The sequence below is a fragment of the Plectonema radiosum NIES-515 genome (assembly GCF_025753815.1).
GTDB classification, from domain to species: Bacteria; Cyanobacteriota; Cyanobacteriia; order Cyanobacteriales; family Nostocaceae; genus Hassallia; species Hassallia radiosum_A.
The window spans coordinates 1-22,423 of the sequence record NZ_JAOWRF010000300.1 but is presented as its reverse complement, the minus strand read 5'-3'; the positions used below and the strand labels follow the sequence as shown (position 1 = coordinate 22,423).

The window sequence follows — 22,423 nt, the reverse complement described above, 5'->3', positions numbered from 1 at the left end:
GAGTGGAGGAGGGGGGGATTAGTACCACTGGGGATGAGGGAGAAATCCCTCCTTGTCCTCCTTGATCACGCAGTCCCCAAGGAGTCCCCTTGTCCCCAAGGAGTCCCCCTGTCCCCAAGGAGTCCCCTTGTCCTCCTATCTCAACCTCTTGTTTTGGTACTATTGAGTTATTATTAGCCGGAGTTTGGGAAAATTGTTGGACGACTATTGTTTCTGGGGATGCGATGTCTTGCGACAAGCCGCTTTGCGTGTACGCTTTGATCGGTGCAGGTGTATTTTCTTGAGTCACCGGCACTACTAAGCCGGCTAATTCTTGCTGAGTGGGAGTTATAGAAGGTGCAGCTATCGCAACAGTAGCGTTGCTAGTCGCTAAGGTAGCTAAAGTCAAAATTGCCGCAGAAGAAACTTGCATGTTTTTAGCCTGATTACCTGGGAGTTAGTTTGTACTTTTGTACTGAGGTAGTCCGGGGAATAATACTAACTTCCAGCTTCCACGCCGATGATTGATACTCCCATTCATTCCTCTTGCCCAAACAGACTGTTAATTATGAGTTTTTGTTTCTCTTATGAGCGATCTACCTAGGTTATCCCTAGATTTAAATTCGTCGGCTACAACTTCTGCCTTACGTTTACTTGTTTTAAGTAATGGTCATGGAGAGGATGTAATTGCTGTCCGCATTTTGCAAGAACTCCAGCAACTACCTAACCCTCCAGATATCTTCGCTTTGCCTATAGTGGGTCAAGGATATGCTTACCAACAGTTAAATATTCCCCTGATTGGTTCAGTACGTTCTCTGCCTTCTGGTGGTTTTATTTACATGGATGGACGGCAATTAGTGCGAGATGTGCGTGGTGGTTTACTGCAACTTACCCTGAGTCAAATTAAAGCTGTGCGTAGTTGGGTAAATTTGCAAAATAAATCAGGTAATAAGAGCGCTATTTTAGCTGTAGGGGATATTGTACCGCTGTTGTTTGCTTGGGGGAGCGGTGCTAATTATGCTTTTATTGGCACGGCAAAGTCAGAATATTATGTGCAGGATGAAGTTGGGTTACTGCAACGCAAATCAAAAGCTGCACGTTGGGAAAATTTTTCCGGTTCGGTTTACCATCCTTGGGAACGTTGGTTGATGAGTCGTCCCCACTGCAAAGCGATATTTCCGAGAGATTCGCTAACCACGGAAATCTTAAAAAAGTGGTCTATTCCGGCTTTTGATTTGGGGAATCCGATGATGGATGGACTTGAACCGAGTTTTCCTCAAGGACGATTTTATCGTGGTGATGCTGAACAACAAGAAATAATTCGTCCATTAATTGTGACTCTTTTACCTGGTTCTCGTCCACCAGAAGCTTATGGGAATTGGGAACAAATTATGGTTGCAGTTTCTTCAGTGATGGAAAGTTTCTCAAAACGCGATTACCTTTCACATACTGGAACTATGGTGTTTTTAGGTGCGATCGCGTCCAGTTTAGACTTGAACATTTTATGTCAATCTCTACAATCTCAAGGCTGGCACCTTTGCTCTGAATCTCCCGTACAAATTTCTGATACCAATGCCTTGACTTTTAAATCAAAAAATGCATATCTGATTTTGACTCAACAAGCTTATAACGACTGCTTGCATTTAGGAGATTTAGCGATCGCAATGGCAGGGACAGCCACAGAACAATTTATCGGCTTGGGAAAAAGTGCGATCGCTATTCCGGGAAATGGTCCCCAATATAACCCTGGATTTGCGGAAGCACAAAGCCGTCTTTTAGGTTCATCTTTGATTTTAGTACAGCAAGCCGCCCAAGTTGGTCAAGTCGTGCGATCGCTTTTTAACGATCCAGATAAATTCCAAGCGATCGCTGATAATGGTTTGCGACGCATGGGTAAACCAGGGGCAGCACGACGTATTGCCGAATGCTTGCAGAATCGTTTAGGGTAAAGACGTTCCACCGGAACGTCTCTACAATGTGTGTGATTATGCCTGATTGATATCACATGCGATTATGCCACTAAACCGGAACGCAAAGCGCGAACTGCCGCTTGAGTACGGTCATCAGCGCAAAGTTTGTTTAAGATGTTGCGAACGTGGGTTTTGACTGTCCCGACTGTAATATAGAGTTTTTCGGCAATCTGTCCGTTGCTACAACCCGCAACAATCAACTCTAGGATTTCTAATTCTCGTTGAGTCAGTGGGTAGGTTTCTAAAACTTGCTCGTATTCAGTCTCTAATGCTTCAATTTTGACGGTCTTTGGCTGACTTGACTGTGGGTTATCTTCTGGCAAATTTTGACGCATTTGCCGCAATACAACGTTAGCGATCGCTGGATCGATCCACGAGTTCCCTTCGTGAGTCGCTTCGATCGCTTCCATTAATCTATCAATGCTGGTATCCTTCATGTAATATGAGTCTGCACCCGCCGCAAAAGCAGCCAGCACCGCATCCTCTGAATGTTCCATTGTCAGGATCAGGATCTTCGTTCCTTGGTCTGCTGTCTCTTCTTGGAAACTTTTAAACTTTCTGGTGAGTTCAATTCCATCCATGTCTGGCAAACCAATATCCACAACTGCCACATCCGGCTTAGTGGTTTGCAAAAGTTTCAGTCCTTGGGTAGCGTTTGCCGCTTCACCAACCACTTGAAGTCCGCTATGAGACTGTAATGCTGCCCGTAGTCCCATTCTTGTTAAATCATGGTCTTCAATGAGAACTATTCTTATTTCGCTCATAGCTATACCCACTGTATCCTGATTGTATATATTAAGTTACGACCTTTTACGATCAATTTATCTTAATTTCAAAACTTAAGATAGATGATTCTTTTACCAACATACATCCACCGATAGAAATAATTGTTTTTTCTTTTTATTTTTGCATCAAAGCAAAAATCTAGCCTAGGATATATAGATATTTGACGAATAATTATGAAATATTAAGATGAACTTGAACTTTTACAGCTTCATGATGAATCATAAAACAGTAATTAATATTTGGGAATAAAATATTTGCCAAAGCTTCAAAAAAAGATAAAAAAGTGTGATTTTTCACTAAAATGAACAAATCAAAGTCCCCAGAAAGCCCAGTTATAACATTTAACGCTCATGTGCGATCCAAATCATTCTCTTTTGCCCTGGAATTCGTGCCCCAAGCATTGCTGCGCGATTGGTGAAAGTAAAACCGTATTACAAGGGGCGATCGCACTTGCAGGCAATAAAGCTACAAACCGAGTATAATTGTGGGCAAAAGCACACCTGCTAGAGTGCAAATCGCTGGTTTTTCACATATCTGGTGGAGGGAACAACATCATAACCATTAAGGTTATTTCTGGTGAAGATACTAAAGTAGAATTTATGACCTTGCTAATTTAGATCCAATAAAATACCGGAAAATGTAAAAATATTAAAAAAAATATAAAAGAGAAAATTACCGTGATGGATTTGAAAATAAAAATGCTATACATGAACGTTTATTTGAAAGCGATAACTCAAGGCGATGGAAGAAACGCTCTCAATTTTGCTAGTAGACTATGACACAGTGGATCGCATGGCTGTGCGTGACGCTCTCACAAAAGCCGATGTGCGGATGGAACTGTCGGAAGTAGAAGACTGTGAAAGTGCGATCGCTGCCCTAAACAATAATAGCTATGACTGCGTTTTCCTCGACTATCGTCTACCAGACCAAGATGGCTTAAGACTGATCCAAAAAATACGAAGAGCAAAAATCAAAGTTCCCTTAGTAGTTCTCACCAGTCAAGGAGACGAGCAAATCGCTGTGGAACTAATGAAAGCTGGTGCTACTGATTATCTCTCTAAATCTAGAGTATCCTCAGAAAATTTGGCGCAAGTTCTGCGAAATGCCATCCGAGTTTACCGGGCAGAAATGCAGATAGCCTTAGCAGACAGACAGATTCGAGAAACTAACGAGGAACTGATTCGTAAAAACTATGAGATGGAAAAACAACGTCAACAAATTCACTTACAAAACCTGAAATTATTAGAAGCATCGCGGCTGAAAACTAAGTTTTTAGCCACAATATCTCATGAATTGCGGACACCTTTAAATGCCATCATCGGGTTTTCGCAATTATTGCTGCGTCCCAAGACTGGGGAACTGACACTTGGGCAAAAAGATATGGTGCAGCGAATCTTAAATAATGGCAAAAATTTACTCGTGCTGCTGAACGAAGTTCTTGATTTTTCCCATTTAGAAGCGGGACATCTAGAGTTAAAACCAAAAATCTTTGATTTATCAAAGATAGTTAATGCCACAGTCGCAGAAATGCGTTCTCTAGCAGAAGCCAAAAAACTGACGGTGCTGGTTCAAAACCAGTTGCAAAACCCGATGGTGTTTAATGACTCAGCACGTGTGCGACAAATTGTCACGAATTTGCTTTCAAACGCGATTAAATTTACAGAGTCTGGCTGTATTTGGATCGATATTAAAGAAATAGGACAAAATCAAATAGCGATCGCTATTCGCGATACAGGTATTGGTATCGCTGTCGAAGATTTAAATCATATTTTTGAAGCATTTCAGCAAATCGATCAAAGCACCACCCGCAAATATCCCGGCACAGGTCTGGGTTTGGCAATTATAGATTCGCTGGTGCAAATGATGGACGGTAAAATTATTATTGAAAGTAAGTTGGGTCATGGTTCAACGTTTCGCATTGAAATACCACGTCAAATATCATTATTGAACAAAGACGAAAATCCCACAGAACCTAGATTAAGTAGTCAAGATCACCAAAATTCTCAGTATCCTCCGCAAAGCAAAACATCGCTGAGATACCCAAACCAAAAACTATAAAATTCCTTTAAAAAAGCCAGTAAATCATGTCTGTTGTTGAAAGTTTGAAAATTGATCGCATTCTCGCTGTTGATGATACTCCAGATAATCTCATCCTCGTTGAGACAATTTTAGAAAGTGAAGGATTTGAGATGGATTTAGTCGCAGATGGGCTAAGTGCTTTGCAGCAAATTACAGAATCACCACCAGATTTGATTTTGCTTGATGTGATGATGCCGGGAATAGATGGGTATGAAGTTACACGACGTATACGTAGTAATACGCAATTACCTTATATTCCCATTCTGTTAATTACAGCTTTTACTGAATCTAGCGTTGTTGAAGGTTTGGATGCGGGAGCAGATGATTTTATTAGAAAACCATTTGATACAGATGAGTTACTGGCAAGAGTGCGATCGCTTCTACGTCTAAAACACAGTCTTGACGAACAACAAAAAATGGCACGTCAGCGAGAAGACTTTGTTTCGCGGATGACCCATGATTTGCGAACTCCGTTAGTCGCATCGGATCGAATGTTAAATTTGTTTCAGCAAGAGATTTTCTGCAAGATTTCCCCAGAAATGAAACAAGCGATCGCTGTGATGATTCGCAGCAACCACAATTTGACGCAGATGGTGAACAATCTGCTAGAAGTTTATCGGATTGAGGCTGGTAAAAAGACCTTGAATTCCGAAATTTGCAATTTACCAGAAATGCTAACTGAAGTAGTTGAAGAACTAAATCCAATTGCTAACGATAAAGGCTTAACTTTAAAAGTAGATACTAGCGGTTTGGAAAACCTAAGTGAAAAGAAAGAAGGTGTAGTTACAGGCGATCGCTTGGAATTACGACGCGTTTTCAGCAACTTAATTGGTAACGCCATTAAGTTTACAGATACAGGAGGGATAGAAACTCGGATTTTTGAATCCGCACAGAATAACGACCAAAATTTGGTAACAATTGAGATAGAAGATACCGGATATGGGATAGCTGCCGAAGACCAAGCAACAATTTTCGAGCGCTTTCGTCAAGGTAGAAATAAACGCGCTGGTAGCGGTTTGGGACTCCATTTATCCCGTCTGATTGTCGAAGCACATGGGGGAGCCATTGAAGTTTTCTCTGAAGTAGGTAAGGGGAGTGTATTTACTCTGCGCTTACCAAAGCAAAGTCAATTGAGCAATTAGTCATTAGCTATATCTGAAATATCAAATTGCATAAACCAGGAGAGGGATAAAAAAGGAGTGAAAAATACTACATTTGGACGCTGATTTTTGGCAGTGGCTATTACTATAATGAGGACAGTTACAACTCAAGTTCTCAATTGAGTTACATCCCAAGAGCTCACTACTGCTGATAACTCACAAAGTCATCAATAATCAAAGTAGATTACAATACTTTCTGGCTTATTCGTAGTTGTCTAAATCTTTACCGTCAACGACACATGACCACAGCATCAACCCCAACCCGTGGACAAATTCAAAGAACACTCGCACAGCGTATCCAAGCTTTGTACCGCGACCAACTAGGACATCAGCCGAGTAAAGTTACCTGTCAGTTATCCGATAGCAATCTTACCATCATCCTGGAAAATTCTATCACTCAACCAGAGCAGTTACTAGCGCAAACCGGTCGAATTGAACTTGCAGAACAAGTCCGATCTGATTTAGACGAAGCAATTCAACCTCAACTCAAAACACTAATTGAAGATATATTAAATGTCGAGGTAGTTGAACTACTTAGCGATGCCACACTAGAGACAGGACGTACAGGAATTATAGCTTTACTCACAGATACCCCAAATATTCGTAATTCCCCTCCAGCTTCCAAGACTAAAAAAAAGCCAACAGATAAAAGCGATAGTGAGATATCTGCTGAATAAACTACTGTTGCTGTAGGTCAAAAGATAATTCCTGATTGAGCTTTTTACCTAAGAAAGAGCAAATCAGCGCTTCCAAATCTTCAATCATGTAAGGCTTGCTGATATAACCATCAAAGCCTGCCATGAGGATGCGTTCTCGTTCTTCCGAGCTTGCTAAAGCTGTAACTGCTATCACCGGAATTTTACAAGTTAGCGGTTCTTTTTTGAGATAACGTACAACATCAATACCACTCAGACCAGGTAACAAAATGTCCATCACTATCAAGTCTGGCTGATACTCTTTCGCTACAAGTAGGGTTGAAGAACTCTCTGTTTGACAAATGAGTTTACAACCAAGTGACTCTAGGGTATAGCTAATCAGCAGTAAATTATCATCGTTGTCTTCCACAGCCAAAATCAAAGGCTGCGGATAGTTGGGCTTCTTTTCTTCACTAATTAAAGAACGTGCCAAATCCATATCTTCTCCAGAAGATGATATTGAAATTGATTAACTCTTATGACAGACAACAGCGGAGGCACTCAAGAGAGCGATCGCACGCTCATTCTAGACTGGCTCTTGTTTCGACCTTCAAAGCTGATAATCTTTGCCCACTAAAGACATGCACGAGGAAAGAATATATCTAACTGACAAAGCGATCGGACACTTCTTAATTATATGAGATAAATGTAAGAAATAATAGCACTCTGCTGAGAAAATGTTAAGAAAATTAATTATAATTTTACATTATACCACTGTATTACATTTTTCTCAAACAAGATTAACAACCCCAAACTACTAACCCAAGGCAAAATTAACTCATTCACGGTTGATTTACGCCCCCGCTGTATTAGATTAGCGTACTTCACTCCTTATTTCTTCTTTGCTGCGATCGCGAAGCGACTCCAAAGGAGTATCGCAGCTTGTAAAAATTACCATCCACTCCCTTGACAAATGTGTAGTATATTTGTAGTATAAAATAGCCATAAACAAAAGCATCATATATTTCTAAATCGTTAGACAAAAGCCACATGACTGGTTAGCGATCGCAGATATAAGGAAATTTGCGAAAAACTGGATAAATAAAACCTTTATCTTTGTGCTTGGTGGATGTTGCTTTCAAAAAATACTGTCGTCATAGTGGCAGATGCGATCGCAGCATACGCAAATACTATTTTTATAAATTAAAGCTGCACTGACCAAATTGGCAGTTATCGCTGCACCGCAATTAAAGAAGAAAAAAAAATTAAATTATTCTACTTGCATCTTTCAATAAAAGGCAAATATCTGCAAAAATTCTCAAAGAGGTGAAGCATGAGCATCTTTCAAGTTGAAGTAGTCAAAATAAACAGCGTTAATCCTCACCCCAATGCTGATAGGCTAGATATTGCTACGGTTGAAAATATGGCATATCAAGTTATCACCGCCAAAGGTAACTTTCAGACTGGAGATTTAGCATTTTATTTTCCGATTGATAGCGTAATTCCAGACCGTTTTATTGATGAATTTGGCATTGCTAACTACTACTCTAAAAAACTGCGTGCCGCTAAACTGCGAGGATTTTTTTCTGAAGGATTGCTTATTCCAGTAGGTGATAACTTTACAGGGAAGGTCGGAGATGATTACACCGAATATTTTGGCGTTACTAAATACGAATACCCAATTCCTCGCGGAATGAGTGGAGAAATGGAAAGTCCTATTGGACACTATAAATTCCCCAGTCCAGAGAATTTAAAGCGTTACAAAGATGTGTTAATTGAGGGTGAAGAAGTAGTAGTCACAGAGAAGTTACATGGAACTAACTTCACCGTCTTAGTTGATGAGTACGGCATCATAAAAATTGGCAGTCACAATTACTTTTGGAAAAATAGCGAAGCGAATAAAACTCTAATTTACATTAGAGCATACAACGAGAATGAAGCTTTGCATAAACTTCCACTAAATACTCAGGTTTTTGGAGAAATTTACGGCGTACAAGATATTAAATACGGCTTAAACAATGGCAAAATTAAAATTGCTTTATTCGCTGTACGTCGTGATAGAAAATTTATCAATCACAATGAGTTTGTAGATTTTTGTGAAGAATTTAATTTCCCACGAGTGCCTTTACTTTATATTGGTGCTTACAACTGGCAGACGGTGTCTCAGTTCAATAATGCTGATAGTGTCACAAGTCCAAATTGCATGATGGAAGGTGTTGTTGTGCAACCAATAGTTGAGAGAACGCATCCCGAAATAGGTAGAGTAGTGCTGAAATTAATCAGCGATCGCTATCTACTTCGTCAAGGTGGAACTGAACTACATTAATCATAAGTAGCAGGTTAAGATCGCCGGAATAATCACTATAATTAGAAAGCACCTAGTTGCCCTAGCTGCGCTTAAGCCTAGATGCCACATGGGTGACTGTCGGCATGGCTAGTAGTGGCTCGGCTATACTAACCCAGGCTCCTCCATGACCGCTGTGGGCAGGTTTTGCGACAGTCAGTCGAGGGAGTGGGCAGATGTTTTAACCTGCCGGGGTTCATAGTGCTATATTACCATCTCCTAGATTACAACAGAACAACTCAACCACCGCCACACAAATTAAAATATGGATTTTGATTATTTTAGACAAAATGAAGGCGCTCCAACGAATAACAATCGTCAAAGCTTATTGGCTAGCGGTTGGCGCCCATTTAATCGAGAGTTTGACTGGGGATTTTTGTGGCATTTGTTGTATACTGACGCAGGAGAATTAACTCAGAAAAGTTTGAATTTAGCAAGTAATATTGCTGATAATTTGGGACGGACTAATTATGCTTGGTGGGCTAATATATTAAATGTTGTTTCTGATAATACGCGCTACGAAATAGAAAAACTTTGGAATTACATCACACCAGAACCTAACTCACCAGATCATCGCTATAAAGATGTTTTAAGTACAGAAACGCCCATAGTTCAATTTGTTAGCCGCAACAGTATTCCCATTGATTACGTCCTGAATAGACTCCAAGAAATTACTGTATTAAGAGTTTTAGAATTATTAGGTCGTCCAGATATTATTACCCAATATTATTTAGAACGAGATTTTTATTTTCCAGTCCAACGATTTGTTAACTGGGAGCGCTTAGATGTGATAAATACAGTTTATGCTTACTGGTCTGGGCACGATGTTTGGTTGCAAATTGACCCTTACGATCGCGGAAGACGACAATATACTTTAATGGCAAGAACTTTAACCCCATTAATTAACAAAGCAACCTTCGACTTAGCAATGATGTTGAGTGGATATCAAAGTCGTGTGGGTAAGGTTCACAGTCAATTTCCCATTCGCACTTTTCCTGACGATATCCAAAGTTTTACAGATTCAGTACAACAAGCGATTCTCAATCAAAAGCAGTTAGCAGTTTTAGTACATGGGGAACCAGGTACAGGTAAAACCGCATGGACGCAAGCTGTAGCTAAAGAAATTCTTGTGCCTTTAGGGTATGTGATTTTTATTTTAGATCACGATGCGATCGCTAACTTTGTCCCACCCACATACTTAGAAAGAATTTGTATTATTATCAACGAAGCTGATAACTTAGCACAAGACCGTGCCAGCGAAGTAGCGCAATACAATAATAAAACCGAACACATTCTCAGCTTGCTGGATGGCACATTATACCAAAGTGTAATTGATGAATCTGGTATTCAAATGCAACAGCGTTTGGTTATCTTGATGACTTGCAACACAACTGAAAGATTAGACCCCGCAATGTTACGTAAAGGCAGGATAGATTTGATGTATAAGTTTGAGCAAAAATTTGTTTAAGCTTGACAAACGAAGTCTTAAATAATATTAATATCAGGAATTTGTCCTAGATGTCTTGTAGACAATTACCAAGGGTACTGACGATCGTGCCACAACCAGGGGACTAAATAAACGTGAAAATGCAACAACTGATAACAGAAGCACTTAGCCTTCCTAATAATGCGATCGCCTACCATGTAAGTCAATACTTAGCCGCGCTTTATCCCAAAAAAGCACTGGTAGAAGGTAGCGATTCTACATTTGATTTAGAGAAGTATGCAGAAGCAAACTTTTGCTTTCTTCACCAACAAACATTTATCCACAACCAGATTATCACTGGCTGGGATGGAATGGAGAATAAAATTGACAATTATACTGAAAATGCTAACTTACAGGTGATATGGCAAGGGCATAAATTTGACGTACTTTTAATGAGTTGGCATGAAGGTTATTGTAAAATTCGCTATTACTGGATTTTAGCTGATAGCAAAGAGATTGCCGAAAGCTTTTTTACTGCTGTTTGTGATTGGAACTCAGAAATTCGCGACGAAGTTTTAGTATTTGAAGATGGTTACTGGGCAAAAAATCCCGACCTGTTTCAAGCAATTAAAAGCGCAACTTTTGATAATCTCATCTTGCATGGTACTCTCAAACAAGACATTCAAGACGACTTAATAAACTTCTTTGCATCTCGCGAAACTTACGCAGCTTATAATGTACCTTGGAAGCGAGGAATTTTGTTTATCGGTTCCCCAGGAAATGGCAAGACGCACACAGTCAAAGCATTAATTAATAAAATGCAGCAACCTTGCTTGTACATTAAAAGCTTTAAGTCAGAGTATGACACTGATAGCGAAAACATCCGTAAAGTCTTCAAAAAAGCACGACAATCTGCTCCTTGTATTTTGGTTTTAGAAGATATTGATTCTTTATTAACTGATGAAAATCGCTCGTTCTTTTTGAATGAACTTGATGGTTTTGCATATAATGAGGGAATTGTCACTATTGCGACAACCAATCACCCTGAAAGATTAGATTCCGCAATTCGCGTTCACGGAGTGACTCTGTAAGAGTATCGCCCCAGTCGTTTTGACCGCAAGTATCATTTTGAACTGCCAGACATCACAGTACGACAAGCTTACATAGAATTTTGGAACAATCGTCTGCAAAGTGCAATGCGTCTATCTGAAGATGTTTTAAATCAGATAGTTGCAATGACAGATGGCTTTTCTTTCGCTTACTTGAAAGAACTATTTCTCTCTTCTATGATTCGCTGGATGGGAACTATGGAAGGTGGAGCAATGGAGAAAATTATCATTTTTCAAGTTGCTATTTTGCGAGAACAAATGAGCAGTGCTACTGGCAAAGAAAATTTGGGTAATTGAAATGAAAGTCCATCGATATGAGGATGCAAGTCAATTTTATCAGCGGATAAGGTCAAATGTTATTTTTTTCCGTATGCCTTGAGTCATGCAGATAACTCAGCGTGCATATATTTCTGCAAATCAAACCTATTAAATAAATAGTGTTTTGAAAATTGAAGCATTTAATATGATAAGCATAACAAACACATTAACAACAACAGCCGTTGAATCACTAGAACTCAATCATGCTAATTCTAAAACAAAACAAGTAGATTTTTTACAAAAAGTAATTGAAGGCTTACAAGATGGCATCTTAATCTTGACCGAGATAGGAGAAATCGTTCATGCTAACGCATCGGCAAGAAGCATTTGTGGTCAAATAAGTCAAGGCATTTCTCAGGCTAACTTTGTACCACCAGCCATTTGGCATCATTGCAAATCGTTAATTGATTGGAGTTTATTTCCCAACCAACACATCATTCTCTCCGATGAGATTGTGCTTAATAAGTTAAATATTTTTCGCTTGCGGGTAAGATGGCTAGATGTAGATCCGTTACAACGTCCTTGCTTGTTGGTGACAATCGAAAATAAATGTGAGACATTAAAAAATGTAGCGATCGCTGAAGTCAAAAAATACGACTTAACACCACGAGAAGCAGAAATTTGGCTTCTTTATCGCTTTAACTACAGCTACAAAGAAATTGCCATACAGCTTTATATTAGCTTAAATACCGTCAAAAAGCACATGAAGAACATTCACGCCAAGCGACAAGCGAATATTCACAGCGAAAACTAAGAAAAATCAACAATTCAATATTGATTAGTGAAATACAATTATTCACCACTTTGTTAACAGTTTCACGAATCAATTAAGATTGATATATCTGCAATGGCGAATAAAAATGAAGAACACATTTGACCCCTCTGCGCTTGTATGAGGGGTTTTGCCGCTGTGGGTAATCTGTTGCGCTTACAATTTGCAATGCTGAAAATTTGGAACAAAAGCTTCAAACTTTCTCAATAACTCTCCCTCTCCCTCTGGTGCCTCAACGAGAAAATTAAGGTTTTTTTTGCAAATCAAGTAGTGTATTGTAAACATCAGTTTTTAATTTTTCATTACCTTGTAGGTCTCTAGTAATCTTGTTAAAATTATCAATGCTGAGACCATTTTGTTCAACTATTTTTTGAGAGCGATTACAATAATTTACCGCAATATCTCGCGCCTTGTTTGGCAAACCGCTGAGGCTGTTGGAGTCGCTACAAACAATCTGGGGAATTTCCCTACCGCCAATAAGTTTTTTAATTTCTTCAAATGCTTGGCGTCGCTCTGGCTCCATTGCTAAGACTGATTTGGCATAATTTCTAATTTCAGCTGGAGTTTGAGCATCAACTTGGGAAGTGAAGGCAAAAGCGCTAGAAGCTAGACCCACGGAGGCTATAGCGCCAAATAAAAAAGATTTTTCCAGCATTAGTTGCTTTCTTGGTCGAAAAAATAAACAGGAAATAATGTTCATATGCGAGCGGACACAGAAATACAGTAGGGATATCTTAAGAACTTTGAATTATTTTAGAAGTTAGAAGTTCCAAGAAAAGAGATAATCCATAAAAGCTTTATATTTATTGTCAGCTTTATCGGTATAACTGACAAAGTTCGATAACTTTAGTTTGCAGTGTTGATATCTCGGAAGCTCCTTGTTTGAGACTAACTTCTAACTCTAATAGTACGGGTAAAGTAGAAATAAGTTGTGGCAAAGAAACAGACTTTATTTCTTGCTGTAAAAAGTAAATCCGCTTGGGATTGCCTATCTCAGCAGCTTGAGCGATCGCTTGTTGATTTTGCTCTCCACTTGAAATCATAATTTTTACCCACAACCATGTGCGAAATCGACTAATCAGTGTAGCTACTATCCGCAAACCAGGTTCAGAAGCATTCATCAGATCTTTTAAGGTTGTTAAAGCTTTGGCTGTGTCCCCCATAATGATTGCATCTGCCAATTGAAAGCTGTTGTGTGTAGTATTTCTGACTAGCCGAGCAACTATGTCAACCTCTAAAGGCTGATTGCTGCCTTCAGTATAAAGCCGTAACTTCTCCAACTCATTGTATAACAGGCGTGTATCATTACCTACAGACTCTGCTAAAAGTTCCGCACATTTGGGACTGAGCTTCACACCAACGATTTCAGCCGCTTGATTCACTGATTGCAGCAGTAATTCCGTCTTCCAAGTTGGTATCAGGGGAAATTCCCGGAATTCTTTAGCATATTGTTTCAGTAATTTTGTCGATTTCAGACGTTCATCTAGTTTATTGCGACTTGTAAGCAATAAAAATGAATTTTCCGGAATTACTGGCAGCGTTCTCTGTAATTCTGTGAAGACATTATCTGGGCAGTTCTGACTGATAGTAGTATTGATCAGCCATACCAAGCGTCCACCAGCACCAAAAATCGGTGTCATAACTTGATTTAGCGCTATTATCGCAGCATCGGGCTGATCTGGGGAAATTGAAGTGTAATTAAAACTGATCCAATTGGGATCGAGGATGCGCGATCGCAGCATAGCGATCGCCTTTTCGATGGAAAAATCATCCTCACCCCAGTAAACGTAAACTGGCATAGAGCAACCTCAATTGAAAATATCATCGCTTCTTGAGTGCTGTGAAAAGCTAAATACTTTTTAAATCACGATAAATTTCCCTAAAATCAATAAACGTGAGTGCGGGAGGCATTAAAGATTGGACGACAATTATCAAACTTACTTAAATCGGGTAGCAAGAATGACGCTGCCAGAAGCTTATAGATCCCAAATCCAGCATATCCAGGAATCTTTCAAGTTTCAGCCCCATGTTGAGGGACCTAGACTTGCTGTACCCTTTCCTGGGTATACGATAATTACCCCACCCTGGGAGGAAGAATCGGAAAACTCTGCTTTCTATACCAAATTACAAGCTTACCAACACCAACTGTTGCAGCTGTCAAAAAACCCGAATTTGATTGTTCCTGTACCTTCTAGGAGCTTTCATCTAACTTTGGCAGACTTAATTTGGGATAGTGCTTACCGCGATGCCTGCGAAAAAAATCCCGAATTTGAACAAGAGTTACGCTCTTGCATTGCGGAAATCTTTCAGCAATATCAACAATCCATCACAAACGGAAATAATCTGATTTGCTGGCAGATGTTAGGACTAATTGTAATGCCAAGAGCTATAGGTGTTTGTTTGGTACCCCAAGATGAAAGCTGTTACGAGCAGATTATTAACTTGCGTCGGACTATTTATCAAAATCCCCAACTAGTTGCTTTAGGCATTGAACAGCATTATCACTTTACAGCACACATTACATTAGGCTATTTTGGCGAGATATCGCCCGATTTAGACCGCACAAGCTTAAGTACAATGCTTTCTGAGTTAAATCAACAATGGTTAGGAAATTCACCAGAATTTTTGGTAAGTCGTGCCGAATTGCGAAAGTTTGACGACATGACGCGCTATTATCGCCAATCAGACTTGCCAGTTTTAGTTATTAGTCCGGGATAGTATTTAGGGGGAGGGGGTAATACAGCAGCCTATCGCGATAAGATCGAATACACGTAGAGACGTAGCACTGCTACGTCTCTACAAAGAGAGGGGTTTTATATATGTACGAACTTCGGAGTGAAATCTGCTGTAACTCTTTTTCTAGTCCCTAATCCCTAGTCCCCAGCCTTAGGAAGTACATACTCTAAGATATTTAAAACTTTTCCGCTCAAATTTGTCTTCTTATATTCTCTAATAATTTTGCCCCCAAGCTTTTCAGGAATACGACGACTGGGAATATTCGCTTTATCGGCACAATAGACAAGATATTGAAAATCTAAGTTTTCTTCAGCCCATGTTTTTAGGGCGATGATACTCTCTAGTCCATAACCTTTGCCATGTGCTGATTTCTTCAGCCAAATACCAAGTTCTGGATCGTTACTATTTATTTCGTGGATTCCCGTACAACCCAAAAATTTGAAAGATTTTTTATTTAAAATAACAAGCACAAGGTTTTCACATTTTTTGATTTCTTCTAGTGAGTCCTTAATAAAATCTTCTGTTTCCGAAATATATTTCGGAGGTTTGGTATACATATAAGTAGTAATTTCTTGATTGAATTCACTAAAAATATCTTCTTTGTATTTCATTGAAATCGGTTGTAACAATAAACGACTTGTAGATATTTCTAACTGTAATAAGTCCATATTTTGTATTTTTATTGCCTCATATTATTGAGTTTACTAATTAATAAAATCATTTATACGTGGGTATAAGGTGACGTAATTTTTACTATTTTTTTAGTATTGTATTTTACCAAATCATGCTAGGCATTCATCCAATCTTCAAAAAGAAAAAGTTCTAAACGCACTACTCTATGAGCTAAAGTTTTGTTAAGATGCAAATGTTAGTAGTTTCTCAACGAAAAACATCAATCAGGATGTGAAGAGAGAAATAGCACTAAACAAGATAGAATTCGGAAGAGAAAGCAATGAACACCTACATTTTTTTTAACGACGCCCTCCAAATGCTTGTCAACGCTTACTTAGTATCAGCCATACTGCTAATCGCAGCTTCTGGTATCGGGTTAGCAGTCATCGAAACGATTGAAAAATCAGGAGAACGCTAACCCCAACCCCAGATGTAGACTTGTTTTCCACATCTTTTAGATGCAGGTGTTCACTACTGAGAATTATTGGGAACACTAAGAACACTAGGGTTGAAATTAGTTATTTAAATTACCTAAGTACTACATAAAGAACAGGTAACGACATCGCTACTCAGACCTAAAAGAAGGAACAAACTACAATGGGTTTAGTCAAAAAAATGTTTGGCGCACAAAGTCAAGTCCAAGAAGCATTCACTCCAGCAGAAGCCTTTGCAGCTATTACTCTAGCAGCGATCGCCTGCGACGGTTATCTTTCCCAAGAAGAAACAACAGGTATTACGGCTACTCTGTCTCGGATGAAGCTTTTCAGAAGTTATCCCAATGATGTAATGAACAGGCTGTTTGACAAACTCCTAGGAATTCTCCAGCGGGATGGTATCAATATTTTATTTGATACAGCTAAAGAATCTCTGCCCCCCGACTTACGGGAAGCGGCTTTTGCGGTAACGGCGGATTTAGTGTTAGCATCGGGTATGGTTACTGAAGAAGAAAATAGTTTTTTAAATGATTTATATCAAGCTTTAGGTATATCAAGGGACATTGCCATACAAGTTGTCCAGGTGATGACGATCAAAAACCGGGGATAAAGATAACTTACTAAATTAAGTGTGCCAAAGGAGCGATCGCTTCTTTGGCATTGTTTTTGGGGTGAAGTGCTCTTGAGTGGGGGAGAAACAATTTAACCTAAGTGTTGATAGTTCAGGAATGAGCGCAAAATACCTCTTTAACCCTTTATTCCTCTGTTTACTCTGCTTCTGGTAGTGCGGTTCGTTTTTCCGTTATTGCTGCGTAAGTCCTATAGTTGAAAAATGTTTACCTCGGTACTTTATGTTTTTCACCAAAGAATTATAGGATTTAGAAGCTTTTGTCCTCACACGACTTCCGGAAGGAGTATTTCTCTCCAGAAGTTAATAAACGTATCTTTGAAATACAAAATCTTGAATAATATGCCCTGTTCTGTTAGCTTAACTCAATTGGTTGAAGTTCTTTCTGCCCAGCCTGTAAACTTATCTGAAACTGCGTTAACACAATTGGGTAGCGCTATTCAAACTGATACCCGTTTTTTACAACCGGGTGAAGTATTTGTGGCTTTACGAGGGGAAAAGTTTGATGGACACGAGTTTGTACCAATGGCGATCGCTAAAAATGCAATAGCTGCTATCGTTGATTTTGAATACGAAAATCCGGGATTTCCTGTCTTGCAGGTCAAAGATACCCTCAAAGCATATCAACAAATCGCTTCTTGGTGGCGCGATCGCTTTCATATTCCTGTAATTGGGGTAACGGGTTCTGTAGGTAAAACTACCACGAAGGAACTCATCGCTGCTGTCTTGGGAACCCGTGGACGAGTTCACAAAACTTATGGAAATTACAATAATGAAATCGGTGTCCCAAAAACTCTTCTAGAATTAAGTTCAGAACATGATTATGCCGTAATTGAAATGGCGATGCGCGGTAAAGGACAAATTGCCGAACTGGCAGAAATTGCCCGTCCGACGATTGCCGTAATTACTAATGTGGGAACAGCGCATATTGAGTTACTCGGTTCCACCGAAGCGATCGCCGAAGCAAAATGTGAGTTATTAGCGCAAATGCCATCATCTGGTATCGCAATTCTTAATCACGATAACCCGTTATTAATGGCAACGGCAGCGAAAGTGTGGCAAGGCAAAACTTTGACTTATGGCTTGTCTGGAGGTGATATTCAGGGGCTTTTAATTGATAATCAGACTGTGAAAGTCGGGGAAATCCAACTGCCTTTACCGTTACCCGGACGCCATAATGCGACCAATTTCATGGCGGCTTTGGCGGTAGCCCAAGCCGTAAATATTGATTGGTCGAGCTTGAAAGCTGGCGTTGTGGTTGATATGCCTTCCGGGCGATCGCAACGTTTTGTTTTGCCCAATGATGTGATAATATTAGATGAAACATATAATGCTGCACCAGAAGCTATGATGGCAGCGTTGCAATTATTGGCAGATACACCCGGTAAACGGAAGATTGCCGTGTTAGGTGCAATGAAAGAATTGGGAGAGCGATCGCAACAATTGCACTCCTCTGTGGGAGAAATGGTGCGAAAGTTGAATTTAGACGGTTTGCTGGTGTTGGTTGACGGAGAAGATGCCCAAGAATATGCACTCAGCGCTAAAGGTATTCCATCGGAATGCTTTGTAACTCACGCACTTTTAGTTGCTCGATTGAAAGAGTTTGTCACAAAAGGCGATCGTTTACTTTTCAAAGCTGCACATTCGGTAGGTTTAGATCGCGTTGTCAAGCAGTTTCGTGCCGAATTTAGTAGTTCATTACAGTCTCAACAAGCACTTAAGTCAACCTGAGATTAAAATCTCAGGCTGATAGCTAAAGTCCTCTCAAGACGACTAACATATTCAGTCAACTAAATCTGAGATTAAAATCTCAAGCTGATAGCTAAAGTCCTCTCAAGACGACTAACATATTCAGTCAACTATAGTTGACTTTAGCTATCAGCTGTGGAACTTCAGTTCTGGGTGGGTAAGAATGCCGAAAATAAATAGACTTAGGCGCCTCAGCCAGGAATTTGAATTCCCGCAGGTTTCGGCATCCTGACTATTTCCCTACCCAAAACTGCTGCAACGACTGAAAAAATCTCACAAACTTCTCCTCTAACCAAAGCAACGCGGCATCAAGCCATGCTAAAATTAGCTCTAAAGGATGCTTTTCATACCCGATTGATGTTGCTTTGGTTTCTATCCAATCTGGTTTAGCCTCAATTTCAGTTGTTTGAAAACGCTGCTTTGGAGAAATTTCCCCTTTGTTACTTTGAACCTGGGAAATCTTCGACTCAGTTGATTTTCTAGTGACGACTTTTCCAGATGCTTTTTCAGATCGAGTTAAGTTGGTAGTTGGTTTTTGCCGTTTGACTAATTTTGAAGCTGGTTTTATCGGGATATTTTGGTAACTATTAAGCCAGTTTTGTAGATACCCTGGTGATTGACTTGCAGGTATTGCCGGATTTGTTGTTTGTGTAACTTCTTCCTGAATCAGTTCCAAATTGCCAAATAAATTATTCCAACTAAGCCTTGGATCTGCGACTAAATCTTGGTTTGGCAACTGACGGCTAACAGATGCTGCTGGGGATGCGTCGAGTTTTCTACCAGTGCGTTGTCCAAAAAAGTAATTGATCGCAGCTTCAATTATTGCCTGAATTCGCAAGCGATCGCTTTGAATATCTTCACCAGGAACTGTTAATTCTTTCCCGTAAAGAAACCTGTCTAACTGAGTTTGGGCAACTTTAATAATTTCCCAGCTGCGTTGTTGCACAGCTAATGTGGCACCAGACAAAGGCGTTAAATTTGATTCTAACTTCGCCACAGATGCATCAAGAAATGCGAGCACTTCATCAGACTTAACTAAAAGTTGTGTTTCCGTTGCTTCAATTAACGCAGGTTGGACTGTATCATTACCTGTTAGCTTTGTCAACAACCGCTCAATTTCTGGTAACACCTCTGTTTCTTGTTTTTCTCTAGCCAACCGCCAAGAATGCCAGTAATCTGCAATTTCGCCAATAATTCTATCTTGTAATTTTTCTTGTTGTTGGGGTGTTAAAATATCGATAATTTCATTTTCGGCGTTGACGAGTACCAAATTGCGATTTTCCAACTGGCTGGCTATTCCCCGCACTGTCGTTAGATGACGCTTGGGAGTATCTGGAACCGTTGAAGAGTAAGTCAGACTAGATGTGCTGGGTTGATTGGGAAAAAATTTCAACCACCAAAATCCCAAGAAGTTTTTACTTACATTCTCCTTGTCTCCCTGTCTTTGTGTCTCTAAGCAGTCTTCTACTGAGGAGTAAGTCAGACTAGATGTGCTGGGTTGATTGGGAAAAAATTTCAACCACCAAAATCCTAAGATGTTTTTACTTACATTCTCCTTGTCTCCCTGTCTTTGTGTCTCCAAGGAGTCTAAGAGCGCTTGTAACACTCGTTGAATCGGTGTATCAGTAGCTGGGGGAGTTTCTGGTTGAGAAGGACTATTATTTGCTTCTAACTGTAGCCTGTTTTGTGGCGCTTGGGGGTGCAGTTGTTTACCTGCTGATTCGACTGCTTTTTGCACCAACATAACTACTGGATAAAGCAGTGCTTGTAATGACCATTTTGTCGCGACTTGCAGATGGCGAAAAGTGCTATCCAAGCGATCGCCTAAACGCCGCGATTGTCGGTGGACAAAGTTAAATAGTCTGCTTTGATAACGATTGGAGGAAGCAGAAGGCATAGTGATGAACTTTTATTGAGCGCTTTGTTATTTATTGGATTTGCGTCAAACAATAAATACGACAAGCTGTTAATTATAGTAATTGCCATCATCTTAGCGAAAATATGACCCTTCCTGTACTTTCATCTGATACTAAATTGATTGTGGAAGCAATTGAGCAGTTGCGCTCTTGTTGCCAAGTAAATGTTCAGTCTACCTGGGTATATAAGGAAGCTGATTTAGCTGTTGCGGATATTACAGCATCGGAATTGTCTTTTTGGACACCTGTTGAGTTGAATGAGAAAGGACATGTTGCTTGGGTTGAGGGGCGAAAAGTGCTATGGTTGGCGCAAAAGTTAATAGTTCCTCAGAATTTACATTCTTTTCCTTTGACTGGTTTGTGTTTGCGGTTGGCGCTGACTTGGTGGGCAGATTCTGCTAAGGTTTATGTGAATGGTGAGTTGGTGGTTGAGGGTGATTTGTTTGATTGTTCGCCGAGGGTGTTATTGAGTCGGGGGGTGATGCTGGGGGAGGAGTTTATTGTTGCTGTGCGGTTGAGAAGTCCGGGACATTGTGATGGGGCTTTGATGCGATCGCTTTTGGTGTATGAATCTAATAATGCTTTAGATCCGGGTTTTTTGGCTGATGAATTGGCTGTGTTGTTGTGTTTTTTAGAAAGGTTTGCGCCGAATAAGTTGGGTGTTTTGGCAGGGGTTGTGAAGGAGATAACGAACCGCAGAGGCGCCAAGGACGCAGAGGAAGAGTTGGAAAGAAGACTTTTGGCGATGCGTCAAAATCTTGTTGAATCGAAAATCGAGAATCTAATATCCAAAATCTATCTGTTGGGTCATGCTCACCTTGATTTAGCATGGTTATGGCGGGTGAGTGAAACTTGGCAGGCTGCACAAAGTACTTTTGAGTCGGTTTTGAGGTTGCAAGAGGATTTTCCGGAGTTGATTTTTTGTCATTCGACTCCAGCGCTTTATGCTTGGGTGGAAGAATATCGTCCTGATTTGTTTGCAGGGATTAAAAAGGCGATTGCGGGTGGACGTTGGGAGGTTTTGGGGGGTTTTTGGGTTGAACCGGAACTTAATTTGATTTCGGGTGAAGCGATCGCTCGTCAGTTACTATATGGTCAACGCTATGTATTAGAAAAATTCGGCAAGATTTCGACTATAGTATGGGTTCCGGATACTTTTGGTTTCTGTGCAACTTTACCGCAGTTTTTGGCAATGGCTGGAATTGAGTTTTTTGTGACTCAGAAGTTGCGCTGGAATGATACGACTAAGTTTGATTATGGCGCTTTTTGGTGGCGATCGCCTGATGGAAGTGAAGTATTTAGTTATATGTCTGCGCTTATCGGGGAAGGCATCGATCCGGTAAAAATGGCATCATATGCTTGTGAATGGCAAATTCAAACTGGTTTAGAAGATTGTCTCTGGCTTCCTGGTGTCGGCGATCACGGCGGCGGTCCGACTCGTGATATGTTAGAAACGGCTCAACGCTTTTCAAAATCACCTTTCTTCCCGAAGTTAGAATTCACCACAGCAGAGAAGTATTTGCAGCAGATTAAGCAGACAAGCAGACAAGGGGGACAAGAAGGACAAGGAGGACAAGGGGGACTCCTTGGAGACACCGGAACATGGGAAACATCTTTCCCCCCCTCTCCCACTCCCCCCCTCTCCCCCTGGCCCTTATACACATCTCCGAGCCCACGAGACCCTAGGGTATATGCTATTCCGTCTTCTGC

General features: G+C 40.2%; 21 protein-coding genes. 14 read left to right on the top strand and 7 right to left on the bottom strand.

The features are described 5' to 3' along the window. Nucleotides 1-412, bottom strand: a 412-nt coding sequence (locus OGM63_RS21205; protein ID WP_263747638.1) for a hypothetical protein, incomplete at its 3' end; no start/stop codon positions are given. 154 nt (nucleotides 413-566) lie between these two features. Here OGM63_RS21205 and OGM63_RS21200 point away from each other — a divergent pair. Next, on the top strand, nucleotides 567-1,928 hold the full coding sequence (locus OGM63_RS21200; RefSeq protein WP_263747637.1) for a lipid-A-disaccharide synthase-related protein: 1,362 nt from the start codon (nucleotides 567-569) through the stop codon (nucleotides 1,926-1,928). 62 nt (nucleotides 1,929-1,990) lie between these two features. Here OGM63_RS21200 and OGM63_RS21195 read toward each other — a convergent pair whose 3' ends face one another. After that, nucleotides 1,991-2,713: a response regulator gene (locus tag OGM63_RS21195; RefSeq protein ID WP_263747636.1), complete on the bottom strand. Its 723-nt coding sequence runs from the start codon at nucleotides 2,711-2,713 to the stop codon at nucleotides 1,991-1,993. A 763-nt stretch (nucleotides 2,714-3,476) separates the two neighbouring features. Here OGM63_RS21195 and OGM63_RS21190 point away from each other — a divergent pair. From OGM63_RS21190 to OGM63_RS21180, 3 genes are all read left to right on the top strand, one after another. Continuing rightward, nucleotides 3,477-4,793 carry a hybrid sensor histidine kinase/response regulator gene (locus tag OGM63_RS21190; protein WP_263747635.1) on the top strand — a complete coding sequence of 439 codons (1,317 nt, stop codon included), beginning with the start codon at nucleotides 3,477-3,479 and terminating at the stop codon, nucleotides 4,791-4,793. A 26-nt stretch (nucleotides 4,794-4,819) separates the two neighbouring features. After that, nucleotides 4,820-5,956, top strand: a complete 1,137-nt coding sequence (locus OGM63_RS21185; RefSeq protein ID WP_263747634.1) for a sensor histidine kinase — start codon at nucleotides 4,820-4,822, stop codon at nucleotides 5,954-5,956. A gap of 257 nt (nucleotides 5,957-6,213) precedes the next feature. Next, nucleotides 6,214-6,651, top strand: a complete 438-nt coding sequence (locus OGM63_RS21180; RefSeq protein WP_263747633.1) for a Na-translocating system protein MpsC family protein — start codon at nucleotides 6,214-6,216, stop codon at nucleotides 6,649-6,651. Between the two features lies 1 nt (nucleotide 6,652). On the opposite strand, the gene OGM63_RS21175 is transcribed toward OGM63_RS21180, so the two are convergent. After that, nucleotides 6,653-7,108 carry a response regulator gene (locus tag OGM63_RS21175; RefSeq protein ID WP_263747632.1) on the bottom strand — a complete coding sequence of 152 codons (456 nt, stop codon included), beginning with the start codon at nucleotides 7,106-7,108 and terminating at the stop codon, nucleotides 6,653-6,655. An 834-nt stretch (nucleotides 7,109-7,942) separates the two neighbouring features. Between OGM63_RS21175 and OGM63_RS21170 the strand changes: the two genes are divergently transcribed. The 5 genes from OGM63_RS21170 to OGM63_RS21150 all read left to right on the top strand — a co-directional run bounded on the left by OGM63_RS21170 (nucleotide 7,943) and on the right by OGM63_RS21150 (nucleotide 12,560). Then, the gene (locus tag OGM63_RS21170) at nucleotides 7,943-8,935 is read left to right on the top strand and encodes an RNA ligase (ATP) (protein WP_263747631.1); all 993 of its coding nucleotides are present in this window, start codon (nucleotides 7,943-7,945) and stop codon (nucleotides 8,933-8,935) included. Between the two features lie 283 nt (nucleotides 8,936-9,218). After that, nucleotides 9,219-10,421 (top strand): AAA family ATPase, encoded by a 1,203-nt coding sequence (locus OGM63_RS21165; RefSeq protein WP_263747630.1) that lies wholly within the window; start codon nucleotides 9,219-9,221, stop codon nucleotides 10,419-10,421. 119 nt (nucleotides 10,422-10,540) lie between these two features. Beyond that, nucleotides 10,541-11,470, top strand: a complete 930-nt coding sequence (locus OGM63_RS21160) for an ATP-binding protein (RefSeq protein WP_263747629.1) — start codon at nucleotides 10,541-10,543, stop codon at nucleotides 11,468-11,470. A gap of 105 nt (nucleotides 11,471-11,575) precedes the next feature. Further along, on the top strand, nucleotides 11,576-11,785 hold the full coding sequence (locus tag OGM63_RS21155; RefSeq protein WP_263747628.1) for a hypothetical protein: 210 nt from the start codon (nucleotides 11,576-11,578) through the stop codon (nucleotides 11,783-11,785). 166 nt (nucleotides 11,786-11,951) lie between these two features. Beyond that, on the top strand, nucleotides 11,952-12,560 hold the full coding sequence (locus OGM63_RS21150) for a helix-turn-helix transcriptional regulator (RefSeq protein ID WP_263747627.1): 609 nt from the start codon (nucleotides 11,952-11,954) through the stop codon (nucleotides 12,558-12,560). Nucleotides 12,561-12,822: 262 nt separating this feature from the next. Here OGM63_RS21150 and OGM63_RS21145 read toward each other — a convergent pair whose 3' ends face one another. Both OGM63_RS21145 and holA read right to left on the bottom strand, forming a co-directional pair. After that, nucleotides 12,823-13,233, bottom strand: coding sequence for a DUF4168 domain-containing protein (locus OGM63_RS21145; RefSeq protein ID WP_263747626.1), 411 nt, complete (start codon nucleotides 13,231-13,233; stop codon nucleotides 12,823-12,825). Between the two features lie 160 nt (nucleotides 13,234-13,393). Beyond that, nucleotides 13,394-14,377 (bottom strand): DNA polymerase III subunit delta, encoded by a 984-nt coding sequence (gene holA, locus OGM63_RS21140; protein ID WP_263747625.1) that lies wholly within the window; start codon nucleotides 14,375-14,377, stop codon nucleotides 13,394-13,396. A 118-nt stretch (nucleotides 14,378-14,495) separates the two neighbouring features. Between holA and OGM63_RS21135 the strand changes: the two genes are divergently transcribed. After that, on the top strand, nucleotides 14,496-15,296 hold the full coding sequence (locus OGM63_RS21135) for a DUF1868 domain-containing protein (RefSeq protein ID WP_263747624.1): 801 nt from the start codon (nucleotides 14,496-14,498) through the stop codon (nucleotides 15,294-15,296). A gap of 155 nt (nucleotides 15,297-15,451) precedes the next feature. Here OGM63_RS21135 and OGM63_RS21130 read toward each other — a convergent pair whose 3' ends face one another. After that, the gene (locus tag OGM63_RS21130) at nucleotides 15,452-15,982 is read right to left on the bottom strand and encodes a GNAT family N-acetyltransferase (RefSeq protein ID WP_263747623.1); all 531 of its coding nucleotides are present in this window, start codon (nucleotides 15,980-15,982) and stop codon (nucleotides 15,452-15,454) included. Between the two features lie 284 nt (nucleotides 15,983-16,266). Between OGM63_RS21130 and OGM63_RS21125 the strand changes: the two genes are divergently transcribed. The 3 genes from OGM63_RS21125 to OGM63_RS21115 all read left to right on the top strand — a co-directional run bounded on the left by OGM63_RS21125 (nucleotide 16,267) and on the right by OGM63_RS21115 (nucleotide 18,779). Continuing rightward, nucleotides 16,267-16,404, top strand: a complete 138-nt coding sequence (locus OGM63_RS21125) for a hypothetical protein (protein WP_263747622.1) — start codon at nucleotides 16,267-16,269, stop codon at nucleotides 16,402-16,404. Nucleotides 16,405-16,583: 179 nt separating this feature from the next. Further along, nucleotides 16,584-17,030, top strand: coding sequence for a tellurite resistance TerB family protein (locus OGM63_RS21120; protein WP_263747621.1), 447 nt, complete (start codon nucleotides 16,584-16,586; stop codon nucleotides 17,028-17,030). Between the two features lie 360 nt (nucleotides 17,031-17,390). Beyond that, complete coding sequence (locus OGM63_RS21115) at nucleotides 17,391-18,779, top strand: UDP-N-acetylmuramoyl-tripeptide--D-alanyl-D-alanine ligase (RefSeq protein WP_263747639.1); 1,389 nt, start codon at nucleotides 17,391-17,393, stop codon at nucleotides 18,777-18,779. A 250-nt stretch (nucleotides 18,780-19,029) separates the two neighbouring features. Here the strand turns inward: OGM63_RS21115 and OGM63_RS21110 are convergent, their stop codons facing one another. Then, nucleotides 19,030-20,694, bottom strand: a complete 1,665-nt coding sequence (locus OGM63_RS21110; protein WP_263747620.1) for a hypothetical protein — start codon at nucleotides 20,692-20,694, stop codon at nucleotides 19,030-19,032. A gap of 104 nt (nucleotides 20,695-20,798) precedes the next feature. Between OGM63_RS21110 and OGM63_RS21105 the strand changes: the two genes are divergently transcribed. Beyond that, nucleotides 20,799-22,423, top strand: a 1,625-nt coding sequence (locus OGM63_RS21105; protein ID WP_445974566.1) for a glycoside hydrolase family 38 N-terminal domain-containing protein, incomplete at its 3' end; no start/stop codon positions are given.

Bases quoted from the DNA above. Each gene is read 5' to 3' on its own strand.
- OGM63_RS21115 (WP_263747639.1), top strand. From the start codon at position 17,391: ATGCCCTGTTCTGTTAGCTTAACTCAATTGGTTGAAGTTCTTTCTGCC.
- OGM63_RS21175 (WP_263747632.1), bottom strand. From the start codon at position 7,108: ATGGATTTGGCACGTTCTTTAATTAGTGAAGAAAAGAAGCCCAACTAT.
- OGM63_RS21195 (WP_263747636.1), bottom strand. From the start codon at position 2,713: ATGAGCGAAATAAGAATAGTTCTCATTGAAGACCATGATTTAACAAGA.
- holA (WP_263747625.1), bottom strand. From the start codon at position 14,377: ATGCCAGTTTACGTTTACTGGGGTGAGGATGATTTTTCCATCGAAAAG.
- OGM63_RS21160 (WP_263747629.1), top strand. From the start codon at position 10,541: ATGCAACAACTGATAACAGAAGCACTTAGCCTTCCTAATAATGCGATC.
- OGM63_RS21200 (WP_263747637.1), top strand. From the start codon at position 567: ATGAGCGATCTACCTAGGTTATCCCTAGATTTAAATTCGTCGGCTACA.
- OGM63_RS21190 (WP_263747635.1), top strand. From the start codon at position 3,477: ATGGAAGAAACGCTCTCAATTTTGCTAGTAGACTATGACACAGTGGAT.
- OGM63_RS21125 (WP_263747622.1), top strand. From the start codon at position 16,267: ATGAACACCTACATTTTTTTTAACGACGCCCTCCAAATGCTTGTCAAC.
- OGM63_RS21150 (WP_263747627.1), top strand. From the start codon at position 11,952: ATGATAAGCATAACAAACACATTAACAACAACAGCCGTTGAATCACTA.
- OGM63_RS21170 (WP_263747631.1), top strand. From the start codon at position 7,943: ATGAGCATCTTTCAAGTTGAAGTAGTCAAAATAAACAGCGTTAATCCT.
- OGM63_RS21185 (WP_263747634.1), top strand. From the start codon at position 4,820: ATGTCTGTTGTTGAAAGTTTGAAAATTGATCGCATTCTCGCTGTTGAT.
- OGM63_RS21180 (WP_263747633.1), top strand. From the start codon at position 6,214: ATGACCACAGCATCAACCCCAACCCGTGGACAAATTCAAAGAACACTC.
- OGM63_RS21155 (WP_263747628.1), top strand. From the start codon at position 11,576: ATGCGTCTATCTGAAGATGTTTTAAATCAGATAGTTGCAATGACAGAT.
- OGM63_RS21165 (WP_263747630.1), top strand. From the start codon at position 9,219: ATGGATTTTGATTATTTTAGACAAAATGAAGGCGCTCCAACGAATAAC.
- OGM63_RS21130 (WP_263747623.1), bottom strand. From the start codon at position 15,982: ATGGACTTATTACAGTTAGAAATATCTACAAGTCGTTTATTGTTACAA.
- OGM63_RS21145 (WP_263747626.1), bottom strand. From the start codon at position 13,233: ATGCTGGAAAAATCTTTTTTATTTGGCGCTATAGCCTCCGTGGGTCTA.
- OGM63_RS21120 (WP_263747621.1), top strand. From the start codon at position 16,584: ATGGGTTTAGTCAAAAAAATGTTTGGCGCACAAAGTCAAGTCCAAGAA.
- OGM63_RS21110 (WP_263747620.1), bottom strand. From the start codon at position 20,694: ATGCCTTCTGCTTCCTCCAATCGTTATCAAAGCAGACTATTTAACTTT.